Annotated in this window: 20 protein-coding genes and 1 pseudogene; 15 read left to right on the top strand and 6 right to left on the bottom strand. The window is 51.4% G+C overall.

What is annotated here, in order from left to right; all coding sequences use genetic code 11:
- Positions 1–171: 171 nt before the first annotated feature.
- Complete coding sequence (gene pflA, locus ABVM99_RS04100; RefSeq protein ID WP_000067928.1) at positions 172–969, bottom strand: pyruvate formate lyase 1-activating protein; 798 nt, start codon at positions 967–969, stop codon at positions 172–174.
- Positions 970–1,088: 119 nt separating this feature from the next.
- Positions 1,089–1,425: pseudogene (locus tag ABVM99_RS04095) on the bottom strand (cytoplasmic protein).
- Between the two features lie 130 nt (positions 1,426–1,555).
- Between ABVM99_RS04095 and sopD2 the strand changes: the two are divergent.
- The gene (gene sopD2, locus ABVM99_RS04090) at positions 1,556–2,509 is read left to right on the top strand and encodes a type III secretion system effector SopD2 (protein WP_001647549.1); all 954 of its coding nucleotides are present in this window, start codon (positions 1,556–1,558) and stop codon (positions 2,507–2,509) included.
- Positions 2,510–2,580: 71 nt separating this feature from the next.
- Here sopD2 and pflB read toward each other — a convergent pair whose 3' ends face one another.
- From pflB to ycaO, 3 genes are all read right to left on the bottom strand, one after another.
- Positions 2,581–4,863 carry a formate C-acetyltransferase gene (pflB, locus tag ABVM99_RS04085; protein WP_001292799.1) on the bottom strand — a complete coding sequence of 761 codons (2,283 nt, stop codon included), beginning with the start codon at positions 4,861–4,863 and terminating at the stop codon, positions 2,581–2,583.
- A gap of 59 nt (positions 4,864–4,922) precedes the next feature.
- Positions 4,923–5,780 carry a formate transporter FocA gene (gene focA, locus ABVM99_RS04080; RefSeq protein ID WP_000642539.1) on the bottom strand — a complete coding sequence of 286 codons (858 nt, stop codon included), beginning with the start codon at positions 5,778–5,780 and terminating at the stop codon, positions 4,923–4,925.
- A gap of 404 nt (positions 5,781–6,184) precedes the next feature.
- Positions 6,185–7,945 (bottom strand): 30S ribosomal protein S12 methylthiotransferase accessory factor YcaO, encoded by a 1,761-nt coding sequence (gene ycaO / locus ABVM99_RS04075; RefSeq protein WP_023195360.1) that lies wholly within the window; start codon positions 7,943–7,945, stop codon positions 6,185–6,187.
- Between the two features lie 136 nt (positions 7,946–8,081).
- Here ycaO and ABVM99_RS04070 point away from each other — a divergent pair, with 136 nt between their 5' ends.
- The 14 genes from ABVM99_RS04070 (at position 8,082) to ABVM99_RS04005 (ending at position 23,999) form a co-directional block, all read left to right on the top strand.
- Positions 8,082–8,774 carry a DUF421 domain-containing protein gene (locus ABVM99_RS04070; RefSeq protein WP_000642870.1) on the top strand — a complete coding sequence of 231 codons (693 nt, stop codon included), beginning with the start codon at positions 8,082–8,084 and terminating at the stop codon, positions 8,772–8,774.
- Positions 8,775–8,959: 185 nt separating this feature from the next.
- Positions 8,960–10,048, top strand: a complete 1,089-nt coding sequence (gene serC / locus ABVM99_RS04065) for a 3-phosphoserine/phosphohydroxythreonine transaminase (protein WP_000079590.1) — start codon at positions 8,960–8,962, stop codon at positions 10,046–10,048.
- A 70-nt stretch (positions 10,049–10,118) separates the two neighbouring features.
- Entirely contained in the window at positions 10,119–11,402 is a 1,284-nt protein-coding gene (aroA, locus tag ABVM99_RS04060) for a 3-phosphoshikimate 1-carboxyvinyltransferase (RefSeq protein WP_023195361.1), read from the top strand.
- 142 nt (positions 11,403–11,544) lie between these two features.
- Positions 11,545–12,306 carry a M48 family metallopeptidase gene (locus ABVM99_RS04055; protein ID WP_000792301.1) on the top strand — a complete coding sequence of 254 codons (762 nt, stop codon included), beginning with the start codon at positions 11,545–11,547 and terminating at the stop codon, positions 12,304–12,306.
- Between the two features lie 172 nt (positions 12,307–12,478).
- Complete coding sequence (cmk, locus tag ABVM99_RS04050) at positions 12,479–13,162, top strand: (d)CMP kinase (RefSeq protein WP_000125007.1); 684 nt, start codon at positions 12,479–12,481, stop codon at positions 13,160–13,162.
- A 113-nt stretch (positions 13,163–13,275) separates the two neighbouring features.
- Positions 13,276–14,949, top strand: a complete 1,674-nt coding sequence (gene rpsA, locus ABVM99_RS04045) for a 30S ribosomal protein S1 (protein WP_000140324.1) — start codon at positions 13,276–13,278, stop codon at positions 14,947–14,949.
- A gap of 155 nt (positions 14,950–15,104) precedes the next feature.
- Positions 15,105–15,389 carry an integration host factor subunit beta gene (gene ihfB / locus ABVM99_RS04040; RefSeq protein WP_000167332.1) on the top strand — a complete coding sequence of 95 codons (285 nt, stop codon included), beginning with the start codon at positions 15,105–15,107 and terminating at the stop codon, positions 15,387–15,389.
- 229 nt (positions 15,390–15,618) lie between these two features.
- Positions 15,619–17,883 carry a ComEC family protein gene (locus tag ABVM99_RS04035; RefSeq protein WP_023195362.1) on the top strand — a complete coding sequence of 755 codons (2,265 nt, stop codon included), beginning with the start codon at positions 15,619–15,621 and terminating at the stop codon, positions 17,881–17,883.
- A 36-nt stretch (positions 17,884–17,919) separates the two neighbouring features.
- Positions 17,920–19,668 carry a lipid A ABC transporter ATP-binding protein/permease MsbA gene (msbA, locus tag ABVM99_RS04030; protein WP_000551246.1) on the top strand — a complete coding sequence of 583 codons (1,749 nt, stop codon included), beginning with the start codon at positions 17,920–17,922 and terminating at the stop codon, positions 19,666–19,668.
- Complete coding sequence (gene lpxK / locus ABVM99_RS04025) at positions 19,665–20,642, top strand: tetraacyldisaccharide 4'-kinase (protein ID WP_000561681.1); 978 nt, start codon at positions 19,665–19,667, stop codon at positions 20,640–20,642. The genes msbA and lpxK overlap by 4 nt, the downstream gene beginning before the upstream one ends.
- Positions 20,643–20,685: 43 nt before the next feature.
- Positions 20,686–21,918 (top strand): winged helix-turn-helix domain-containing protein, encoded by a 1,233-nt coding sequence (locus tag ABVM99_RS04020; RefSeq protein ID WP_023195605.1) that lies wholly within the window; start codon positions 20,686–20,688, stop codon positions 21,916–21,918.
- 51 nt (positions 21,919–21,969) lie between these two features.
- Positions 21,970–22,152 carry a protein YcaR gene (ycaR, locus tag ABVM99_RS04015; RefSeq protein WP_000350061.1) on the top strand — a complete coding sequence of 61 codons (183 nt, stop codon included), beginning with the start codon at positions 21,970–21,972 and terminating at the stop codon, positions 22,150–22,152.
- The gene (gene kdsB, locus ABVM99_RS04010; protein ID WP_023195604.1) at positions 22,149–22,895 is read left to right on the top strand and encodes a 3-deoxy-manno-octulosonate cytidylyltransferase; all 747 of its coding nucleotides are present in this window, start codon (positions 22,149–22,151) and stop codon (positions 22,893–22,895) included. The genes ycaR and kdsB overlap by 4 nt, the downstream gene beginning before the upstream one ends.
- A 210-nt stretch (positions 22,896–23,105) precedes the next feature.
- A complete protein-coding gene (locus tag ABVM99_RS04005; RefSeq protein ID WP_000436893.1) occupies positions 23,106–23,999 on the top strand; it encodes a YcbJ family phosphotransferase in 894 nt (297 codons plus the stop codon).
- Here ABVM99_RS04005 and elyC read toward each other — a convergent pair.
- Positions 23,979–24,755, bottom strand: coding sequence for an envelope biogenesis factor ElyC (gene elyC, locus ABVM99_RS04000; protein WP_000899554.1), 777 nt, complete (start codon positions 24,753–24,755; stop codon positions 23,979–23,981). The two genes, ABVM99_RS04005 and elyC, sit on opposite strands and share 21 nt — an antisense overlap.
- Positions 24,756–24,868 lie beyond the last annotated feature (113 nt).

Here is a 24,868-nt window from a genome sequence, read left to right as displayed (position 1 = left end):
CAACCCAGCAGCAGATAAGCGACTCTGTATTTAATACCTGGTAAGCGCAATATTGTTAACCAGGCCTGTCTGATGGCGGGGTCGGGTATTTTAGCGGTAAGAGCGTTATCCAGACAGCAAAACGGCTACCGCCATGGGTAGCCGTTTAAAAGCGGGTAAGATAGCAGGCGATTAATACATCACTTTATGACCATACTGCTCAAGAATACCCTTTACACGTTCCATGGTCTCTTTTTTAGGCGGCTTCACGCCATCCAGTTTATATTCTTCGCCCATTGCCACCCATTTATGTTTGCCCAGCTCATGGTAGGGCAACAGTTCGATTTTTTCGACATTACCCATATCGCGGGTAAACTCGCCCAGGCGATGCGCGGAATCATCGTCGTCAGACCAGCCGGGAACGACAACGTAACGGATCCAGACCTTCACATTTTTCTTTGATAAATACTGCGCGAATTCCAGCGTCCGGTGATTAGAGACACCGACCAGATTCTGGTGGATCTCATCATTCATCTGCTTGAGATCGAGCATCACCAGATCGGTAACGTCCAGCAGTTCATCAATCACCGGGTCATAACGGCGCACAAAGCCGTTGGTGTCGAGACAGGTGTGGATACCTTCTTTTTTACAGGCGCGAAACCAGTCGCGTACAAATTCTGCCTGCAAAATGGCCTCGCCGCCGGATGCCGTCACGCCGCCGCCAGAAGCATTCATAAAATGCCGATAGGTCACCACCTCTTTCATTAAGTCTTCAACGGTGATTTCTTTACCGCCATGCGTATCCCATGTGTCGCGGTTATGGCAATACAGGCAGCGCATCAGGCAGCCCTGGAAAAAGGTAATAAAGCGGATGCCTGGGCCATCAACGGTGCCACAGGACTCAAAGGAGTGAATGCGACCAATAACCGGCTTTTTATCAGCAGTTACTGCAACACTTTCATTTGTAATACAATCGGTTAAGTTACTCATATCGCTTCGGCTAGCTCTAAATAACATGGGGTTTATGGACACATTCCGGGCATGTTGAGCACCCTGGTAAGGGGGGTTGCATCCTGTAAAAAAGCGGTACTGCGAGCGTAAATTTTGGACTACAGAATGTGTGGCTGTTCCAGAATGTGCTGCAATGGAGCTATTTTACCTCTATTCATTATAAAATATACGGCAAATCTATGCTGCATAACTTGCACCGCCAGAAATTCTGGCTCATTCATCAGCCCGGTACCTCTGTTTAACGCCCGAACCGCAATACATACTGTAAGTGTATCATTCATAGCGCCCTGGTTTTGCTGTTTATGATCCGCCTCTTTTTTCAAATGATTGGCGCCGTTTTGTTGTGGTCAGAACGAAAATAATTCTCAACATAATTCAGATGTGTCCAAAGAACGTTATGCCTGTCCAGTGCCTGGCGTCGCATTCAACGTGCAATCAGGTGTAAATCTGATGTTATTTCTAAACCCGGACTGATTCAATCTCTTAAATAGAGTGTGGTTTTAATCAAAAAATGAGAGCAACGGATTGGATTTTGCTTTCGCGGTAAATAATCAAGGGAGTTATTATGCCAGTTACGTTAAGTTTTGGTAATCATCATCACTATGAAATTAATCATTCACGGCTAGTCCGTTTGATGAGTTCTGACAAAGAAGAAGCGCTATACATGGGGGTATGGGATAGATTTAAGGACAACTTCAGAACACAAAAAAAACAAGAGGCGCTGGAGGTATTATATACACTCATCCACGGATGTGGACGTGAAAAGCAAGCGGAGCGTGACGTTGATACAGACGCCATGGATAAAATATATGCCTTTGAAAAATTAAGACTCTATGCTGACCCATCACAACAAGATCGTTTTGTTATGGATTTTGATATTACTCAGACACAAATTAAATTTTGGATTGATGGTGAGGTAATTAGTAAATGTAGTTTGCAACGTATTCTCAATCTTTCAGATAGTTATGTTTTAAAACCAATGACGGATGAAGAAGAAGAGTTGTTTTTAAAAATATGTGTTTATTATGGTAGGGCTATTTCTCTCAATCCAGAGTTGTTACAAAATATGGCTCTCAAACTTAGAAACGCCGTTAACGAAGATGAAGATATCATGGATGGACTTTATAAGCTTATGCGACCTGGAGAAGATCGAAAAATGCCATCCGTTGAATGGAATGGTACGCTTACTGCTGACGAGGAAAAAAAATTATGCTGCCTTAATATGGGTTCTTATGAACCTGGTACCCAATTTTTTAAAATGGGTTACCGGGAAAGTAATGGGGAAGTCATATTTGAAATGGTTCATCCAACGCTTCTTTATCTGCTACGAGGGTATACGCCGTCATTAACCTTTACAGAAAGTAACACCGAACTGTTAACAGGAGTATTAAACAGAGATTATGACGACTATTATAATGATAAAGAAGAGATTGATTGCATTTTGGATAGAATATATAAGTCACATAATGGCACTTTATTTATAGGTAGCGGTACTATTAGCCGCAATATGCTTTTATAAAAATTAAAAAGGCCCCACTGACATGGAGCCTTTTTTGTACGCTTTTTATAGCGTAATTTCAGTCAAACCCATTACATGGTCTGCGTGAAGGTACGAGTAATAACGTCCTGCTGCTGTTCTTTCGTCAGGGAGTTAAAACGTACTGCGTAACCAGATACACGGATGGTCAGCTGCGGATATTTTTCCGGATGTTCCATCGCGTCCAGCAGCATTTCACGGTTCATGACGTTGACGTTCAGGTGCTGACCGCCTTCGATGGACGCTTCGTGGTGGAAGTAACCATCCATCAGACCTGCCAGGTTAGTCTTACGAACTTCGTCGTCTTTACCCAGTGCGTTCGGAACGATAGAGAAGGTATAAGAAATACCATCTTTCGCGTAAGCAAACGGCAGTTTAGCAACGGAGGTCAGAGAAGCGACAGCGCCTTTCTGGTCACGACCGTGCATCGGGTTAGCACCTGGTCCGAACGGCGCGCCAGCGCGACGACCATCCGGGGTGTTACCGGTTTTCTTACCATACACAACGTTAGAAGTGATGGTCAGAACAGACTGCGTCGGGATAGCGCCACGGTAGGTGGTCAGTTTCTGAATTTTCTTCATGAAACGTTCTACCAGGTCAACCGCCATGTCATCTACACGAGCGTCGTTGTTACCAAACTGCGGGTATTCGCCTTCGATTTCGAAGTCGATAGCCAGACCATCTTCGTCACGAATCGGTTTAACTTTCGCATATTTGATAGCAGACAGGGAGTCAGCCGCAACGGACAGACCAGCGATACCACACGCCATGGTGCGGATAACGTCACGGTCGTGCAGCGCCATCAGAGAGGCTTCGTAGCTGTACTTGTCGTGCATGTAGTGGATAACGTTCAGCGCGGTGACATACTGTTTAGCCAGCCAGTCCATGAAGTGATCCATGCGATCCATCACTTCGTCGAAGTTCAGAACATCGCCTTTGATCGGTTCGGATTTCGGACCAACCTGCATTTTCAGTTTTTCATCAACGCCGCCGTTGATTGCGTACAGCATGGTTTTCGCCAGGTTTGCACGCGCGCCGAAGAACTGCATTTGTTTACCAACGATCATCGGGCTTACGCAGCATGCGATAGCGTAGTCATCGTTGTTGAAGTCCGGACGCATCAGGTCATCGTTCTCGTACTGCAGAGAAGAGGTGTCGATGGAGACTTTAGCGGCGAATTTCTTGAAGTTCAGCGGCAGTTTTTCAGACCACAGAACGGTGATGTTCGGCTCCGGAGACGGCCCCATGGTGTACAGGGTGTTCAGGAAGCGGAAGCTGTTTTTGGTGACCAGAGTACGGCCATCAACGCCCATACCACCGATAGATTCGGTTGCCCAAATCGGGTCGCCGGAGAACAGTTCATCATATTCAGGAGTACGCAGGAAGCGAACCATACGCAATTTCATGACCAGGTGGTCAATCATTTCCTGTGCGTCTTGCTCGGTGATTTTGCCTGCTTTCAGGTCACGTTCGATGTACGCATCCAGGAAGGTGGATACACGACCGAAGGACATTGCTGCGCCGTTCTGAGATTTAACCGCAGCCAGGTAACCGAAGTAAGTCCACTGGATTGCTTCCTGAGCGTTAGTCGCCGGACCAGAGATATCGCAGCCGTATTTAGCCGCCATTTCTTTGATCTGACCCAGAGCGCGGTGCTGTTCAGCGATTTCTTCACGCAGACGGATAGTCGCTTCCAGATTTACACCGTTTTCCAGATCGGATTGCAGAGACGTAAACTGTGCGAATTTGTCTTTCATCAGGTAGTCGATACCGTACAGCGCTACGCGACGGTAGTCACCGATGATACGGCCACGGCCATACGCATCCGGCAGACCGGTCAGAACGCCGGATTTACGGCAACGCAGGATGTCCGGAGTATAAACGTCGAACACGCCCTGGTTGTGGGTCTTACGGTATTCGGTGAAGATTTTTTTGATCATTGGGTCCAGCTCGCGATTGTACGCTTTGCAGGAACCTTCAACCATTTTGATGCCGCCGAACGGGATAATCGCACGCTTCAGCGGAGCTTCAGTCTGCAGACCAACAATTTTCTCAAGCGCTTTGTTGATGTAGCCAGCGTCGTGAGAAGTGATGGTGGAAGCAACGGAGGTGTCAAAGTCAACAGGCGCGTGAGTGCGGTTTTCCTGTTTAACGCCTTCCATTACGCTGTCCCACAGCTTGGTGGTCGCGTCAGTAGCGCCAGCCAGGAAGGACTCGTCACCCTCATACGGAGTGTAGTTTTTCTGAATGAAGTCACGGACGTTTACTTCATTCTGCCAGTCACCTTTGGTAAAACCTTCCCAGGCTGTGGCTAACTTTTCATTAAGCTCGGACATGTAACACCTACCTTCTTAAGTGGATTTTTTATTTACTGCGTGTAATGGGCATCAACAGATTAATGATGCTCGTTACCACGCAGGTAAATGACCCAGTATGTCAACCCGACCAACAAACCGCCGCCGATAATATTACCGATCGTGACCGGAATCAGGTTATCAGTGATGAAGCTCATCACGGTCAGGTGAGAAAAACTTTCCGGAGACGAACCGACCGCGGTCCAAAACTCCGGTGTAGCGAAATCGCGTATTACAATACCCATAGGAATCATAAACATGTTTGCGATACTGTGCTCAAAACCGCTGGCGACAAACATGGCGACGGGCAGTACCATGATGAACGCTTTGTCCATCAGGCTACGACCTGAGTAGCTCATCCACACGGCCAGACAAACCATCAGGTTCGCCAGAATACCGAGGCAGACAGCTTCAATAAAAGTGTGGTGCATTTTGTGGTCGGCGGTTTGCAGGACGTTAAGTCCCCATTGACCGTTGGCAGTCATATACTCGCCGGAAAGCCACATTAGTAACACGAAAAGCAGAGCGCCAATCAGGTTACCAAAATAGACGTTTAACCAGTTTTTAGCCAGTTGCCCCCAGGTGATGCGACCGCTAGCTTTAGCTACAACGATCAGAACAGTAGAGGTGAAAAGATCAGCGCCGCAAATAACACAGAGAATCAGTCCCAAAGAGAAACAGATACCCCCGATAAGTTTCGCCATGCCATAAGGCATCGCGCCAGTACCGGTTGTCGCAGTAATATAAAAAACAAAGGCAATTGAAATGAATACGCCAGCGGTAATCGCCAGATAGAAAGTCTTAAGCGGATGTTTCGTTGCTTTATAGACGCCTGCTTCTTCAGCCACTTTGGCCATTGCTGCAGGGAGTAAAAGGTCAAAAGGGTTGTCAGCTTTCACACTAACTCTCTCTTTATTAAGTCGGCGACGAGATACTAACAAAGCATTATAGATGAGAATTTGATATAGATCATATCTCGCCTGGCTTATAGGCCCGTAAGTCGCATGGCTTTTATGCAATTACGGGGTAACTTTTTGATTATCCTAATAAAAATAAATTTTAAAAATTATAAATAGAGTTGAATTTTTTCCTGGCTCCTCCTGCTGCACGGTTAATTAATATGGAGTAATCAACAAATAAAGTAACATCACTATGTCAATTAATTTAATATCAACAACCAATATTTAACCTTGTTATTACATTTTTCGCCGTTTAGTGAAAATAAATAAAACGGGGCCGCAAAGGCGCCCCGTAATATAACGCAGCCGAGAGGGTAAACCTACCCTAAGTCACTCATATGGACTTATTTTGACCAGTATGCCGCTTTCGCGCGCTGTAATTTATCATACGCTTTTAACAAGGACTGATGCGCCGGGAACGCTTGTAGATCGTGGTCGACAGCCGGTAGTCCGTAAAAAGCCGCTTCACCGCTAAGCGCGGCGCTGGCGGCTTCTACAGCCTCCGCGCCATACATTTTTATAAAAGCATTGAGATATTGCAGCGGCTGACGCGCATCTTCTTGCGACAGGAGCAGCAGCGTTTGCAGGCAACGGTAATAGTTTGCGCGTGCCGGACTAAAGACCGACGAATTGAACTCCATCGTCCATTCTGTCCAGATTAGCGCCTGCTCCAAATCGCCGCCCGCTAACGCTAGCATTGCTTTTAATTCGCCGACGCGCAGTGTATACCAACCATTGTCCGCTCCGGTCGCCAGACCCAACAGTTCACGCACGCGGGTGAAATCGTCAAAACCTTCTTCATCCAATTGTTCAATCAGATTGAGATAGTCTTCTTTATTCCAGGCGCTACCGGGCAGCGAAAGCAGAATCTCACGAAGATGGCTACCCATATTGTTGTTGGCCAGCCACAGATCTTCGGCAGGATAAATATCAGATATTCCCGGTACGATAATACGACAGGCGTATACGCCGAGATGCTCGTAATCGGCAATGTAAACTTCTTTATTTTCAGCAGCAAAGATGGCCATCAGCGTGGCGAATTCTTCTTCGGTAGTGCCGGAAAAACTCCAGTCCGTGAACGGGTAATCGGCGTCCTGTTTGAACAGATCCCAGGAAATCAGGCCGCTGGAGTCGATGAAGTGGGTCTCCAGATTAGTGTGCTCCGCGACTTCTTCATCATCGAACGTTGGTGGCGTGAAGACATCAAGATCTTTCAGTCCGCGTCCCTGGAGTAGCTCGGTCACTGTACGCTCCAGCGCAACGCCAAAGTCAGGATGGGCGCCAAAAGAAGCAAAGCAGGTACCGTTAGCCGGGTTGAACAGCACGACGCAGATAACCGGATACTTACCGCCCAGCGAGCCGTCATAGGCGAAAATCGGGAAACCCTCGGCTTCCAGCGTGGCGATTGACTCCATTACCGCCGGATAACGCGCCATCACCTCTGCGGGAATCTCCGGCAGACTGATACTTTCCGCAATGATGCGATTTTTCACATAACGCTCGAAGACTTCCGACAGTCCCTGAACGCGGGCTTCATTACGCGTATTGCCGGCGGACATTCCGTTAGAGACGTACAGGTTGCCGATGATATTCATCGGAATATACACGGTCTGGTTATCGGACTGACGGGTAAATGGCAGACCACAGATGCCGCGAGCTTCATTGCCGGACTGAAGATCAATTAACTGGCTTCCGGTGAGTTCATTTTCCGGATCGTAAAACGCGCGCAGACGGGCATCAAGCAAGCCTTCCGGTACGTCGTCATTTTCAGTCAGCGGAAACCACTTTTCATTCGGATAATGCACGAATGGCCCGTTGGCGACTGTTTCGCCAAGCCAGAAATCAGCAAAAAAGTAGTTGGTTGACAGACGCTCGAAGTATTCGCCCAGCGCCGAGGCCAGCGCCGCTTTTTTGGTCGCGCCTTTTCCGTTGGTAAAGCATAACGCGCACTCTTTATCGCGAATATGCACTGACCAGACGTTTGGCACCGGGTTCAGCCAGGAGGCCTCTTCGATGTGAAAGCCGAGGTCGAGTAACTTTTGCTGGAAGCGGGCGATGGAGTCTTCCAGCGCGGCGTCTTTGCCGGGAATGAATGTTTGCGTCATGAAAATCACTTTTGTCGTACGGAAAGCGCGCAATGATACGGGTTTTATGTGACGGGCGCTATCTCGCCGGGACATCGGCGGAAATAAAAGTATTGGCTATGCTTTTACACTGGAATTCACAGGAAGAGCATAAAAAATGAAAGCATTTGATTTGCAACGAATGGCGCTGGATAACGTGCCGGTAGCGTTTTTGGGGGAAGTGGCGCTACGTAGCTTTTACACCTTTGTTCTGGTGTTTCTTTTCTTAAAGGTGACAGGACGACGCGGCGTACGGCAAATGTCGCTTTTTGAAGTGCTGATCATTTTGACATTGGGGTCGGCGGCAGGCGACGTCGCGTTTTATGATGACGTTCCGATGCTCCCTGTTCTGGTGGTATTCATCACCCTGGCGCTGCTCTATCGCCTGGTCATGTGGCTGATGGCGCATAGTGAAAAGTTGGAAGATCTGCTGGAAGGCAAGTCGGTGGTCATTGTTGAAGACGGCGAACTGGCGTGGGAAAAACTGCAGCGCTCGAACATGACGGAGTTTGAGTTTTTTATGGAGCTTCGCTTGAATGGCGTTGAGCAACTGGGGCAGGTCAGACTGGCCATCCTGGAGACAAACGGACAAATCAGCGTCTATTTCTTTGAAAATAAAGACGTTAAGCCGGGGTTAAGCATTCTTCCTGAGCACTGTACGCCACGCTTTATCGTGGTGCCGGAGGCTGGCGACTATGCCTGCGTACGTTGCAGTGAAGTGATACGCATGAATGTCGGGGAAAAGCAATTATGTCCGCGCTGCGCAAATCCAGAATGGACGAAGGCAAGCCGGGCTAAACGCGTTGTTTAACAGCGAAAATATCGGATTTATACGGTTAATCCGGAAGATTCTGTTGTGTGACGCATGCCGCATTTTCTCCTCGCATTGTTTTACCCATTGCGGCGCGTGTCACTGAATGATAAAACCGATATTCACATGAATAACGTTTGCCTGATGTCTGTCAGGCAGGAAACAATGCAGCGTGGTGAGGGGAAATGGCTCAGGTCTTTAATTTTAGTTCAGGTCCGGCGATGCTACCGGCGGAAGTACTTAAACTGGCGCAACAGGAACTGCGTGACTGGCACGGTCTTGGTACGTCGGTAATGGAAATTAGCCATCGAGGCAAAGAGTTTATCCAGGTCGCTGAAGAGGCGGAGCAGGATTTTCGCGATCTCCTTAATATCCCCTCCAACTATAAAGTCTTATTTTGTCACGGCGGCGGTCGCGGGCAGTTTGCTGGCGTGCCGCTCAATCTGCTGGGCGATAAAACCACGGCGGATTATGTCGATGCCGGTTACTGGGCGGCGAGCGCCATCAAAGAAGCCAAAAAATACTGTGCGCCGCAGATTATCGACGCCAAAATCACCGTTGACGGCAAACGTGCCGTAAAACCGATGCGCGAGTGGCAGCTTTCCGATAACGCCGCTTATTTACACTATTGCCCGAATGAGACCATTGACGGCATCGCCATCGATGAAACGCCGGATTTTGGCCCGGAGGTGGTCGTCACGGCGGACTTTTCTTCTACCATCCTGTCTGCGCCGCTGGATGTCTCTCGCTATGGCGTAATTTATGCTGGCGCGCAGAAGAATATCGGTCCGGCAGGACTGACGCTGGTTATCGTCCGGGAAGATCTGTTAGGCAAGGCGCATGAGAGCTGCCCGTCCATTCTCGACTACACCGTCCTGAATGATAACGACTCGATGTTTAATACGCCGCCGACTTTCGCCTGGTATCTTTCCGGCCTGGTGTTCAAATGGTTGAAAGCGCAGGGCGGCGTGGCGGCGATGCACAAAATCAATCAGCAAAAAGCGGAGTTGCTGTACGGTGTGATTGATAACAGCGATTTCTACCGTAACGATGTCGCACAGGCCAACCGTTCGCGGATGAACGTTCCGTTCCAGTTAGCGGACAATGCGCTGGACAAGGTCTTTCTGGAAGAGTCTTTCGCCGCCGGTCTGCACGCCTTAAAAGGGCACCGTGTTGTTGGCGGTATGCGCGCCTCTATCTATAACGCCATGCCGATTGAAGGGGTAAAAGCGCTGACCGATTTCATGATCGATTTTGAGCGTCGCCACGGCTAATACGTTTCTTTTTTCATCCCCACGGCCAGTCTGTGGGGTTTTTATTTCTGTTTTTTGAGAGTTGAGTTTCATGGAATCCCTGACGTTACAACCCATCGCGCGGGTCGATGGCGCCATTAATTTACCTGGCTCCAAAAGTGTTTCAAACCGTGCTTTGCTCCTGGCGGCTTTAGCTTGTGGTAAAACTGTTCTGACGAATCTGCTGGATAGCGATGACGTCCGCCATATGCTCAATGCCCTGAGCGCGTTGGGGATCAATTACACCCTTTCTGCCGATCGCACCCGCTGTGATATCACGGGTAATGGCGGCCCATTACGCGCGTCAGGCGCTCTGGAACTGTTTCTCGGTAATGCCGGAACCGCGATGCGTCCGTTAGCGGCAGCGCTATGTCTGGGGCAAAATGAGATAGTGTTAACCGGCGAACCGCGTATGAAAGAGCGTCCGATAGGCCATCTGGTCGATTCGCTGCGTCAGGGCGGGGCGAATATTGATTACCTGGAGCAGGAAAACTATCCGCCCCTGCGTCTGCGCGGCGGTTTTATCGGCGGCGACATTGAGGTTGATGGTAGCGTTTCCAGCCAGTTCCTGACCGCTCTGCTGATGACGGCGCCGCTGGCGTCTGAAGACACAATTATTCGCGTTAAAGGCGAACTGGTATCAAAACCTTACATCGATATCACGCTAAATTTAATGAAAACCTTTGGCGTGGAGATAGCGAACCACCACTACCAACAATTTGTCGTGAAGGGCGGTCAACAGTATCACTCTCCGGGTCGCTATCTGGTCGAGGGCGATGCCTCGTCAGCGTCCTATTTTCTCGCCGCCGGGGCGATAAAAGGCGGCACGGTAAAAGTGACCGGAATTGGTCGCAAAAGTATGCAGGGCGATATTCGTTTTGCCGATGTGCTGGAGAAAATGGGCGCGACCATTACCTGGGGCGATGATTTTATTGCCTGCACGCGCGGCGAATTGCACGCCATAGATATGGATATGAACCATATTCCGGATGCGGCGATGACGATTGCCACTACGGCGCTGTTTGCGAAAGGAACCACGACGTTGCGCAATATTTATAACTGGCGAGTGAAAGAAACCGATCGCCTGTTCGCGATGGCGACCGAGCTACGTAAAGTGGGCGCTGAAGTCGAAGAAGGGCACGACTATATTCGTATCACGCCGCCGGCGAAGCTCCAACACGCGCATATTGGCACGTACAACGACCACCGTATGGCGATGTGCTTCTCACTGGTCGCACTGTCCGATACGCCAGTCACGATCCTGGACCCTAAATGTACCGCAAAAACGTTCCCTGATTATTTCGAACAACTGGCGCGAATGAGTACGCCTGCCTAAGTCTTCTGTTGCGCCAGTCGACGGGCTGGCGCGCCGAGTCCGTATTCGCACTATTTTTATAATTATGACTAATGCTAATTTGTTGATGATTTAACACATTGATTTATGTGTTTTTTATAATAGTTATCAACGGAAGATTAGTATGAAAAATAAATCATTATTACTGGCGGTGGCGATTTCCGCTACGCTACTGGCAGGATGTAAAAATGGCGTGAATGGCAATTTAATCGCCAGTTCCGGCATGTCAGCCTACAAAGCCGCCACACTGTCCGATGCGGATGTTAAAGCATTATCTAATAATGCCTGTAAACAAATGGACAGCGAGAATCAACTGGCAGGTTCGAAAAGCAAATACACCAAACGTCTGAGCAAAATCGCCAAAGCGCTGGGTAACAACATTGACGGTACGCCGGTTAGCTATAAAGTCTATATGACCAGCGATATCAACGCATGGGCGATGGCGAACGGTTGCGTTCGCGTATACTCCGGCCTGATGGATCTGATGACCGATAATGAAATTGAAGGCGTACTGGGCCATGAACTGGGCCATGTCTCTTTAGGGCACTCCCGCAAGGCAATGCAGACCGCCTATGCCACACTGGCGGCTCGCGATGCGATTTCCGCCACCAGCGGCGTCGCAGCGCAGCTTTCCCAGTCTCAATTGGGCGATCTGGCGGAAGGCGTCATCAATTCGGCGTTTTCTCGCAGTCAGGAGTCGGATGCGGATGACTTCTCTTACGATCTGCTGAAAAAACGCGGGATTAACACCCAGGGCTTAGTCACGGCATTCGATAAATTCGCCACAATGGACGCAGGTCATGCAAAATCATTGATGGACTCCCACCCGGCCTCAGCCGATCGCGCGCAGCATATGCGCGACAGAATTGCCGAAGATAAAAAGTAAATCATTGTCATCTTTCGGGCTGGTTTCTCGCCGGCCCGCTATAATTGCGCAATTATTCCGCATCTGATTACAGACAAAACTGGTTTTTGCACGCAACGTTAACGGTCGCGAGCGTTGGCGCGTATAATGCGCGGCGTTTACGTTAACGGTACGCCTGTTTAAGGAGATAAAGATGACGGCAATTGCCCCGGTAATAACCATTGATGGCCCAAGCGGTGCAGGTAAAGGCACCTTGTGCAAAGCAATGGCGGAAGCATTGCAATGGCATCTGCTGGATTCCGGCGCGATATACCGCGTACTGGCGCTGGCGGCATTGCATCACCATGTCGATCTCGCCTCTGAAGATGCGCTGGTGCCGCTGGCGTCCCATCTAGACGTGCGTTTCGTCTCAACGGACGGCAACCTGGAAGTTATCCTGGAAGGCGAGGACGTTAGCGGCGAAATCCGTACGCAGGAAGTCGCGAACGCGGCATCCCAGGTGGCGGCATTCCCACGCGTGCGTGAAGCGCTTCTTCGCCGCCAACGCGCATTCCGCGAAGCGCCTGGTTTAATCGCCGATGGACGCGATATGGGGACCGTGGTCTTCCCGGATGCGCCGGTAAAAATTTTCCTTGACGCCTCCTCGGAGGAACGTGCGCATCGACGTATGCTACAGTTGCAGGAGAATGGCTTTAGTGTTAACTTTGAACGCCTTTTGGCCGAGATCAAGGAACGCGACGATCGCGATCGTAATCGCGCTGTAGCGCCGTTAGTTCCTGCTGCTGATGCATTAGTTTTGGATTCTACCCGATTAAGCATTGAGCAAGTGATTGAAAAAGCGTTACAATATGCGCGCCAAAAATTGGCTCTCGCTTAAATGCGACCGAATTTGTAGTACCCCCGTTGCAAAGGATTGACAGCGGGTATGTTAAACAACCCCATCCGGCACGGAGCCAGGTGGACGTTAAATATGAAACCTGAAGATTAAACATGACTGAATCTTTTGCTCAACTCTTTGAAGAATCCTTAAAAGAAATCGAAACCCGCCCGGGTTCCATCGTTCGTGGTGTTGTTGTTGCTATCGACAAAGACGTAGTACTGGTTGACGCCGGTCTGAAATCTGAGTCTGCCATTCCGGCTGAGCAGTTCAAAAACGCCCAGGGCGAACTGGAAATCCAGGTTGGTGACGAAGTTGACGTTGCTCTGGATGCAGTAGAAGACGGCTTCGGTGAAACTCTGCTCTCTCGTGAGAAAGCTAAACGTCACGAAGCATGGATCACGCTGGAAAAAGCTTACGAAGATGCTGAAACTGTTACCGGTGTTATCAACGGCAAAGTTAAGGGTGGCTTCACTGTTGAGCTGAACGGTATTCGCGCGTTCCTGCCGGGTTCTCTGGTAGACGTTCGTCCGGTGCGTGACACTCTGCACCTGGAAGGCAAAGAGCTTGAATTCAAAGTAATCAAGCTGGACCAGAAACGTAACAACGTTGTGGTTTCTCGTCGTGCCGTTATCGAATCCGAAAACAGCGCAGAACGCGATCAGCTGCTGGAAAACCTGCAGGAAGGCATGGAAGTTAAAGGTATCGTTAAGAACCTCACTGACTACGGTGCATTCGTTGATCTGGGCGGCGTTGACGGCCTGCTGCACATCACTGATATGGCCTGGAAACGCGTTAAGCATCCGAGCGAAATCGTGAACGTTGGCGACGAAATCAACGTGAAAGTGCTGAAATTCGACCGCGAGCGTACCCGTGTATCTCTGGGCCTGAAACAGCTGGGCGAAGATCCGTGGGTTGCTATCGCTAAACGTTATCCGGAAGGTACCAAACTGACCGGTCGCGTGACCAACCTGACCGACTACGGCTGCTTCGTTGAAATCGAAGAAGGCGTTGAAGGCCTGGTTCACGTTTCCGAAATGGACTGGACCAACAAAAACATCCACCCGTCCAAAGTGGTTAACGTTGGCGACGTAGTGGAAGTGATGGTTCTGGATATCGACGAAGAACGTCGTCGTATCTCCTTAGGGTTGAAGCAGTGCAAATCTAACCCGTGGCAGCAGTTCGCAGAAACCCACAACAAGGGCGACCGCGTTGAAGGTAAAATCAAGTCTATCACTGACTTCGGTATCTTCATCGGCCTGGACGGCGGCATCGACGGCCTGGTTCACCTGTCTGACATCTCCTGGAACGTTGCAGGCGAAGAAGCAGTTCGTGAATACAAAAAAGGCGACGAAATCGCTGCAGTTGTTCTGCAGGTGGACGCAGAACGTGAACGTATCTCCCTGGGTGTTAAACAGCTCGCAGAAGATCCGTTCAACAACTGGGTTGCTCTGAACAAGAAAGGCGCTATCGTAACCGGTAAAGTCACTGCAGTTGACGCTAAAGGCGCAACCGTAGAACTGGCTGACGGCGTTGAAGGTTACCTGCGTGCTTCTGAAGCATCCCGTGACCGCGTTGAAGATGCGACTCTGGTTCTGAGCGTTGGCGACGACGTTGAAGCTAAATTCACCGGCGTTGATCGTAAAAACCGCGCAATCAGCCTGTCTGTTCGTGCGAAAGACGAAGCTGATGAGAAAGATGCCATCGCAACTGTTAACAAACAGGAAGATGCAAACTTCTCTAACAACGCAATGGCTGAAGCATTCAAAGCAGCTAAAGGCGAGTAATCCTCTGAAACTTCGGGCCTTTTAGTCCGAAGTATAACGAGATTACTTGACAGATTGCAGGTTTCGGCCTGTAATCAAGCACTAAGGGCGGCTACGGCCGCCCTTAATCAATCTCACGGCTGCAGCCAATTTGCCTTTAAGGAACCGGAGGAATCATGACCAAGTCAGAATTGATTGAAAGACTTGCAACCCAGCAATCTCACATTCCCGCTAAGGCGGTTGAAGACGCGGTAAAAGAGATGCTGGAGCATATGGCCTCGACTCTTGCGCAGGGCGAGCGTATTGAAATCCGCGGTTTCGGCAGTTTTTCTTTGCATTACCGCGCGCCTCGTACCGGACGTAACCCCAAGACCGGCGATAAAGTGGAACTGGAAGGAAAATACGTTCCTCACTTTAAACCGGGTAAAGAACTGCGCGATCGCGCCAATATTTACGGTTAAGTTTTAACGCAAAACTTGAACCCGAAAAAAGCACCGTCAGGGTGCTTTTTTCATTTATACGCCGTCAGGCGCAAACGCTATTCGACCGAAAACTGGAAAACGTTTCGCATTTTTTGCTGCGTCTTACATTTATCAGGTAAAAAACCTGGAATCCGCGCCGTATAGCACAAAATCCCCTCCAGACAATGGCGTCCTGAACCTGCACACTTTCCCGCACAGGGAGGTGTCTATGAAGATAACGACGGTCAGCGTATGCGTAGTATGCGGCATACTTCCGCTCATGATATTGCCAGTATTACCTGACACGTGGATTCTCGCGGTGCTGTTTTGTCTGGCATGTTTGCTTTGCCTCATACCCCATCACTATGCGCGCTACGCGGCATTAACTTTGCTCTTTTTCATGTGGGGGATATTTGCCGCCAGGCAGGCCATCTGGGCGGGAAACGTCCTGCCCGCCGCGACGCAGGAGGCGACAGTCGTCATTACTGCCACCGATCATATGACCACTCATTATGGGCGAATCACCCATTTGCGCGGAAAGCCGCTCTTTCCTGCTGTAGGGATTGTCCTGCATGGCCAGTACTTACCCACGGAAGTGTGTGCCGGACAACAGTGGGCGATGACGCTGAAGGTCAGAGCGGTACACGGGCAGCTTAACGAAGGCGGTTTTGATAGCCAACGTTACGCGCTGGCGCAGCACCAACCGTTGACCGGGCGTTTTCTACAGGCTAAAGCGATTAACCCTGAGTGTAGCTTGCGTGGGCGCTATCTTGCTTCGCTTCGCGCTACGCTTGCGCCTTATCCGTGGCAGCAGGTTATTCTGGCGTTGGGAATGGGGGAGCGGGGAGCGGTGTCGCAGGAGGTGAAGGCCGTTATGCGCGATACGGGGACTGCCCATTTGATGGCGATTTCCGGCCTGCATATCGCTTTTGCCGCGTTATTGGCTGCCGGATTAATCCGTGGCGGACAATTCTTTTTGCCGGTCAGATGGATTCGTTGGCAGACGCCATTGCTGGGCGGCATTCTTTGCGCGATATGTTATGCCTGGCTTACCGGCTTACAACCGCCTGCGCTGCGCACGGTGGCGGCGCTGAGCGTCTGGGGAGGATTAAAATTAAGCGGACGACAGTGGAGCGGCTGGCAAGTCTGGTGCTGCTGTCTGGCCGCGATTATTTTCGCCGATCCTGTGGCGGTTATATCACAAAGTCTTTGGCTGTCAGCATTTGCGGTTGCCGGCCTGTTATTCTGGTATCAGTGGTTTCCTGCGCCAAACGGAAATTTTCCACGAGGCTTACGCTGGTTGCTTAACCTGCTTCACCTACAGGCAGGCATTACACTTCTGCTTTTGCCTCTCCAGGTGGCGCTTTTTCATGGCATAAGCGTTACCGCAATGCTGGCGAATCTTTTTGCCGTACCCTGGGTCACATTTGTGACGGTTCCGCTCATCCTGGCGGGAATGATTCTGCATTTAACCGGGCCGTTTTTTCTTGAAGAGTGGGTATGGTACCTGACCGATCGCGCGTTAGCCGCACTATTTTACCTGTTGAATGCTTTACCGCAGGGCTGGGTGAATATTGATAACCGTTGGCAGTGGCTGACGTTTTTGCCCTGGCTAACGCTTATCGCGTGGCGATTAAACGTCTGGCGTACCTGGCCGGCGGTCTGTTTATGCGGGTTATTGTTGATGAGCTGGCCACTCTGGCGGCCGATAAACGCCAGTGGATGGCAGGTGCATATGCTGGATGTTGGTCAGGGGCTGGCGATAGCGATCGTCAGGGGCGATAAAGTAATACTCTACGATACCGGTCGGGCATGGCCGGAGGGCGACAGCGGGCAACAGGTTATTATTCCCTGGTTGCGCTGGCATAATCTGACGCCGGAGGGCGTTATTTTGAGTCATGAGCATCTGGATCATCGGGGCGGGCTGCGTTCGCTACAGCAGGTCTGGCCGTCAATGTGGATTCGCAGCCCGTTAGGCTGGCAGGGACATTTGCCCTGTTTTCGCGGCGAGCAGTGGCAATGGCAGGGGTTAACGTTTCAGGCGCACTGGCCGTTACGCGAAAGTGCCGATCGAGGAAATAACCGTTCCTGTGTGGTCAAAGTGGATGACGGCGTACATAGCATCCTGCTCACGGGCGATATCGAAGCGGGCGCTGAACAAAAAATGCTAAGTCGTTACTGGCGACATCTTGCGGCGACGTTTATCCAGGTGCCGCATCATGGTAGTAATACGTCGTCGTCGCTACCATTTATTCAGCGCGTACATGGTGAAGCGGCGCTGGCGTCCGCATCGCGCTATAACGCATGGCGGCTGCCGTCCCGCAAGGTAAAACAGCGCTACCGACAGCAGGCGTATCAGTGGTTTGATACACCCCACCAGGGGCAAATTTCGCTGCTGTTTTCTCCGCAGGGCTGGCGCATACAAGGCTTACGGGATCAAATTTTACCTCGCTGGTATCATCAGTGGTTTGGCGTGTCCGAGGATAACGGGTAGAATATGCGGCTATTTCAACAAATGCTGGTTTTTTGAATGCATAACGATAAAGATCTCTCTACGTGGCAGACCTTCCGCCGACTGTGGCCAACCATAGCGCCTTTTAAAGCAGGTCTGATCGTGGCGGGCATAGCGTTAATTCTCAACGCAGCCAGCGATACCTTCATGCTATCGCTCCTCAAGCCATTACTGGATGATGGTTTCGGTAAAACGGATCGCTCAGTGTTGCTGTGGATGCCGCTGGTGGTTATTGGGCTGATGATATTACGAGGCATCACTAGCTATATCTCCAGCTACTGTATTTCATGGGTGTCAGGCAAGGTGGTAATGACCATGCGCCGTCGCCTGTTTGGCCATATGATGGGAATGCCCGTCGCCTTCTTTGATAAACAGTCTACCGGTACGCTGCTATCGCGTATTACTTACGATTCAGAACAGGTTGCCTCTTCTTCATCTGGCGCGCTGATTACCGTGGTGCGTGAAGGGGCATCGATCATCGGATTGTTTATCATGATGTTCTATTACAGCTGGCAGCTGTCGATCATCCTGGTTGTTTTAGCGCCGATTGTGTCGATTGCGATTCGCGTTGTCTCAAAGCGGTTCCGCAGCATCAGTAAAAATATGCAGAACACGATGGGACAAGTGACTACCAGCGCTGAACAAATGCTGAAAGGACACAAAGAGGTACTGATTTTTGGCGGTCAGGAAGTCGAAACTAAACGCTTTGATAAAGTCAGCAATAAGATGCGACTGCAAGGCATGAAAATGGTCTCTGCCTCGTCAATTTCCGATCCTATCATTCAGCTCATTGCCTCGCTGGCGCTGGCGTTTGTCCTCTATGCTGCGAGCTTCCCAAGCGTAATGGATAGCCTGACGGCAGGGACCATCACCGTGGTGTTCTCCTCCATGATCGCGCTGATGCGTCCATTAAAATCGCTGACAAACGTTAACGCGCAGTTCCAGCGTGGGATGGCGGCTTGTCAGACGTTGTTTGCGATTCTGGACAGCGAACAGGAGAAAGATGAAGGTAAACGTGTCATTGACCGCGCGACCGGCGATCTCGAATTCCGCAATGTGACGTTTACTTACCCGGGCCGTGAAGTGCCGGCATTGCGTAACATCAATTTGAAAATTCCTGCCGGGAAAACCGTGGCGCTGGTGGGGCGTTCCGGATCGGGTAAATCAACTATCGCCAGTCTGATCACCCGTTTCTACGATATTGATGAAGGACACATCCTGATGGATGGTCACGATCTACGCGAATACACTCTGGCCTCTCTACGTAATCAGGTGGCGCTGGTTTCGCAAAACGTGCATCTGTTTAACGACACGGTCGCTAATAACATTGCTTATGCCCGGACGGAAGAATACAGCCGCGAGCAGATTGAAGAGGCGGCGCGCATGGCCTATGCCATGGACTTTATCAACAAGATGGATAATGGCCTGGATACCATTATCGGCGAAAACGGCGTACTGCTTTCCGGCGGTCAACGCCAGCGTATCGCGATTGCCCGCGCCTTACTGCGCGACAGCCCGATTCTGATCCTTGATGAAGCTACGTCCGCGCTGGATACCGAATCTGAACGTGCGATTCAGGCAGCGTTGGATGAGCTGCAGAAAAACCGTACCTCTCTGGTGATTGCGCACCGTCTCTCCACCATCGAACAGGCGGATGAGATCGTTGTAGTCGAAGACGGTATTATCGTTGAGCGCGGCACTCATAGCGAGCTGCTGGCGCAACACGGCGTTTACGCCCAGCTACATAAGATGCAATTTGGCCAATGATTGCGCGTATCTGGTCGGGTGAATCCCCGCTATGGCGGTTACTGCTGCCGCTCTCCTGGCTGTATGGCCTGGTGAGCGGGGCGATTCGTCTGAGCTATAAGCTTGGTTTTAAACGCGCCTGGCGAGCGCCGGTACCGGTGGTTGTGGTAGGGAATCTTACGGCTGGCGGTAACGGTAAAACCCCCGTAGTCATTTGGCTGGTGGAAAAGCTGCAACAGCGTGGCGTGCGCGTGGGGGTCGTTTCCCGCGGCTACGGCGGCAAAGCTGCCGCTTATCCGCTGCTCCTGACGCCTGAGACGACAACCGCAGAAGCGGGAGATGAACCGGTATTGATTTATCAGCGGACCGGCGCGCCTGTCGCGGTGGCGCCTGAACGCGCCGCGGCGGTGAAAGCGATTCTGGCGGCGCATAATGTTCAGATTATTATCACCGACGATGGGTTGCAGCATTATCGGCTAGCGAGAGATATTGAAATTGTGGTGATTGACGGCGTGCGCCGTTTTGGCAACGGCTGGTGGCTTCCTGCCGGTCCTATGCGCGAACGCGCCAGTCGCCTGAAAACCGTGGACGCCGCTATCGTCAATGGCGGCGTCGCCCGGGCGGGCGAAATCCCCATGCAGCTAGCGCCTGGACTGGCGGTGAACTTACGTACGGGAGCGCGTTGCGATGTGGCGCAACTGAGCAATATTGTGGCGATGGCGGGCATCGGTCATCCGCCGCGCTTTTTCGCCACGCTGGAAGCCTGTGGCGCGCATCCGCAAAAGTGCGTCCCGCTGGCGGATCATCAAACGCTCGCCCCTGCTGACGTTCAGGCGTTGGTCGGTGAAGGGCAGACCCTGGTAATGACGGAAAAAGACGCGGTGAAATGCCGTGCTTTTGCCGAAGATAACTGGTGGTTCTTACCGGTTGATGCGCGTTTGTCCGGTGAGCAGCCTGATAAGTTGCTTCAACATATCACCTCGCTGGTTCGCTAGCGTACCCCAATGCAGCGGCAGTGATGAATTTATGGAGTCATGAATGTCATTGCCGTACCTTTCTCTTTCCCAGGCCCGTTGTCTTCACCTTGCTGCGCAGGGGCTATTGAAAAAGCCGCGCCGTAACGCGATGCCTGGCGATGTTCTTGCCGCCATCTCACGCATGGCGTTGCTGCAAATTGATACCATCAATGTTGTCGCACGTAGCCCCTATCTGGTGCTGTTTAGCCGTCTCGGTTCGTACCCGCAGGCCTGGCTGGATGAGGCGCTGCGACGCGGTGAGTTAATGGAATACTGGGCGCATGAGGCCTGTTTCTTACCACGCCGCGACTTTAAACTTATCCGCCATCGTATGCTGTCGCCGGAAAAAATGGGCTGGAAATATCGCGCGGCATGGATGCATGAGCACGCGGAAGAAATAGAACAGCTGGTGCGGCATATTCAGGAGCACGGTCCGGTGCGTTCTGCCGATTTTGAACATGCGCAGAAAGGCGTCAGCGGCTGGTGGGAATGGAAACCACATAAACGCCACCTTGAGGGTTTATTTACCGCCGGAAAAGTCATGGTTGTTGAGCGGCGTAATTTTCAACGCGTATATGATTTAACGCCCCGTGTGATGCCGCACTGGGATGATGAACGCGATGGACTGTCACAGCCGCAGGCGGAAAGCCTGATGCTGGATAATAGCGCGCGCAGTCTGGGGATTTTCCGTGAACAGTGGCTGGCGGATTACTACCGCCTGAAACGTCCTGACCTGAAGGGATGGCGGGAGAGCCGGGCGGAACAGCAGCAGATTATTCCGGTCGAGGTGGAAACGTTGGGGCGGATGTGGCTTCATGCCGATCTTCTTTCGCAGCTGGAACCGGCGCTGAATAACGCCTTAAAGGCGACCCATAGCGCAGTACTGTCGCCTTTCGATCCTGTGGTATGGGATCGCAAGCGGGCAGCGCAGCTCTTCGGATTTAGCTATCGGCTGGAATGTTATACGCCCGCGGCGAAGCGCCAGTACGGTTATTTTGTGCTGCCGCTATTATACCAGGGCCGTTTAGTCGGGCGAATGGATGCCAAAATGCATCGTAAAACAGGGGTGCTTGAGGTTATCTCGCTGTATCTGGAGGACGATATCCGCCCTGGCGTTAGTCTGCAAAAAGGAATCTGGCAGGCTATTAGCGCGTTTGCTGCCTGGCAACGGGCATCGCGCGTGACGCTGGGACAATGTCCGCCAGGCCTGTTTAGCGCCATGCGTCATGGCTGGGAAATAGACCCTGCACCATAACCGATTATGTTAATATTGAAGGATTCACAATCCGGTCCATCTGGAGGAACTATGGATCATCGTCTGCTTGAAATCATCGCCTGCCCGGTATGTAACGGCAAACTCTGGTATAACCAGGAACAGCAAGAATTAATTTGCAAACTGGATAATCTCGCTTTCCCGTTACGCGACGGCATTCCTGTATTGCTGGAAAATGAAGCTCGCGCCCTGACATCTGATGAGAGTAAATCATGAGTTTCGTCGTCATCATTCCGGCCCGTTTTTCATCTACCCGACTGCCAGGAAAACCATTAGTGGATATTAATGGTAAGCCCATGATTGTTCATGTCCTGGAGCGGGCGCGCGAATCTGGCGCGGAACGCATTATTGTCGCGACCGATCATGAAGACGTGGCTCGTGCGGTAGAAGTGGCTGGCGGCGAAGTGTGCATGACGCGCGCCGATCACCAGTCCGGCACCGAACGGTTGGCGGAAGTGGTAGAGAAGTGCGGATTCAGCGACGATACCGTTATTGTGAACGTTCAGGGCGATGAGCCGATGATCCCGGCGGTTATTATTCGCCAGGTCGCGGAAAATCTGGCGCAGCGCCAGGTTGGCATGGCGACGCTGGCGGTGCCGATTCACAGCGCCGAAGAAGCGTTTAACCCGAATGCGGTAAAAGTCGTGCTGGATGCTGAAGGCTATGCGCTTTACTTTTCCCGGGCGACGATTCCCTGGGATCGCGACCGCTTTGCAAAAAGTCTGGAAACGGTAGGGGATACTTGCCTTCGTCACCTGGGCATTTATGGCTATCGCGCAGGATTTATCCGCCGTTACGTGAGCTGGCAACCCAGCCCGCTGGAACATATTGAAATGCTGGAGCAACTCCGTGTGCTGTGGTACGGCGAAAAAATTCATGTCGCCGTCGCCAAAGCGGTGCCCGGCACGGGCGTAGACACCGCCGACGACCTGGAGCGCGTACGCGCTGAAATGCGTTAACATGATCCTGTTCATGATCGTCTTAGACGGTCATGAACAGCGCGGTATGATAGCGCAAAGATGAATACTCACGTCTGCTCATCAGTGGCGGCTTTCTCGTACCGTTACGATTTTCCTCATTTTTCTTTTCTTCCCTTGATCTGATACGGGTGACATCTGTCCATACGACGCTCATTATTAAAGCAGTAGCACTAATGGGGGTAATCTGGAATGGAACAGTTGCGGGCCGAACTCAGTCATTTGTTGGGTGAAAAACTTAGCCGTATAGAGTGCGTGAATGAGAAAGCGGATTCCGCATTGTGGTCATTATATGACAGCCAGGGAAATCCGATGCCGCTGATGGCGCGAAGCTTTACCACTCCCGGCGTTGCGCAGCAACTGGCATGGAAAACCTCAATGCTGGCGCGTAGCGGTACGGTGAGGATGCCGGTAATCTATGGCGTATTGACGCATGAAGAGCATCCTGGTCCGGATGTGCTACTGCTGGAACGACTGCGCGGTGTGCCGGTCGAGGCGCCAGCGCGCACTCCGGAACGCTGGGAACAGCTAAAAGATCAGATTGTCGAAGGGCTGTTAGCCTGGCATCGGCAGGATAGCCGCGGTTGCGTGGGCGCCGTAGATCATACTCAGGAGAATATCTGGCCTTCCTGGTATCGTCAGCGGGTGGAGGTGCTGTGGACGACGCTAAATCAGTTCAGCAATACCGGCCTGACGATGCAGGACAAACGCATTCTGTTTCGTACCAGAGAATGTCTTCCTTCGTTATTTGAAGGGTTTAACGACAACTGCGTACTGGTGCATGGCAACTTCTGCCTGCGCAGTATGCTTAAAGACGCCCGTAGCGATCAGCTTCTGGCGATGGTCGGCCCCGGGCTGATGCTGTGGGCGCCGAGAGAGTTCGAACTGTTTCGCCTGATGGATAATCCATTGGCGGAGGGATTGCTTTGGCATTATCTGCAACGCGCGCCAGTGGCGGAGTCCTTCATCTGGCGGCGTTGGCTCTATGTGCTGTGGGACGAGGTTGCGCAATTGGTCAATACCGGACGTTTTAACCGTACCAATTTTGATCTGGCGGCGAAATCATTACTCCCCTGGCTTGCCTGATATGCCTTTCAGCCATTGCCAAAGTCGCCCTAATGTTTCATACCCAGCGCGATCGCTGTGCATCAGCCAGACCGGGGACGGAATTGCCCGCTCCCAGGGATTGAGCGGCGAATCGATCGCCAACTGATTCGCCGGCGCGGGAAGCGGATTCAGCCCGGCATGCTGAAAGAAAATCATCGCACGCGGCAAATGCGAGGCGGAGGTTACCAACAGGAAAGGGGCGTCGCCGATGGCCTGCTTAACGGCGGCGGCTTCTTCTTCCGTATCTTTTGGCTTATCCAGCGTAATAATATCGCTACGCGGTACGCCCAGCGACTGCGCCACCCGCGCACCGACTTCCGCCGTGCTTACCGTATTGGTTTTTGCTACGCCGCCGGTAAAAATCAGCCTGGCTCCCGGATTCGCGCGCCACAGCCGAATGCCTTCCGCCAGCCGCGGTAAACTGTTGTTAATTAAATTAGAGCTCGGCGCCCACTGCGGGTTCCAGGTATAGCCGCCGCCGAGAACCACAATATATTCCACCTTTTGCGGACCCTGCCAGGTAGGGTAGCGGTTTTCTATCGGACGCAGCAGATGGTCAGAAACGGGTTGCAGGCTTAATAGCAATAGCGCCAGCCAACCTACGCTGATAAATACTTTTCCGGTCTTCTGAAAGCGGCTAAACCAGAGCAGCGCCAGGCCGACGCCAATGATCAGCAACATCAGCGGAAGCGGCAATAACATACCGCCAATCACTTTCTTTAGCGTAAAAAGCATCCTTTTTGGTTCCTTTTTTAACCATATAGCGGAGGATTAACGGTGATATTACACCAGACAGGTTCATTCTCGCCGCGGCTGTGACAAAATAGCGGTTTTATCAGATAACGCCT

Source organism: Salmonella sp. SJTUF15591 (genome assembly GCF_043356435.1).
Taxonomy (GTDB): domain Bacteria; phylum Pseudomonadota; class Gammaproteobacteria; order Enterobacterales; family Enterobacteriaceae; genus Salmonella; species Salmonella enterica.
Note: the sequence above shows the minus strand (reverse complement) of the source record. Positions and strands in the feature narration are given on the sequence as shown.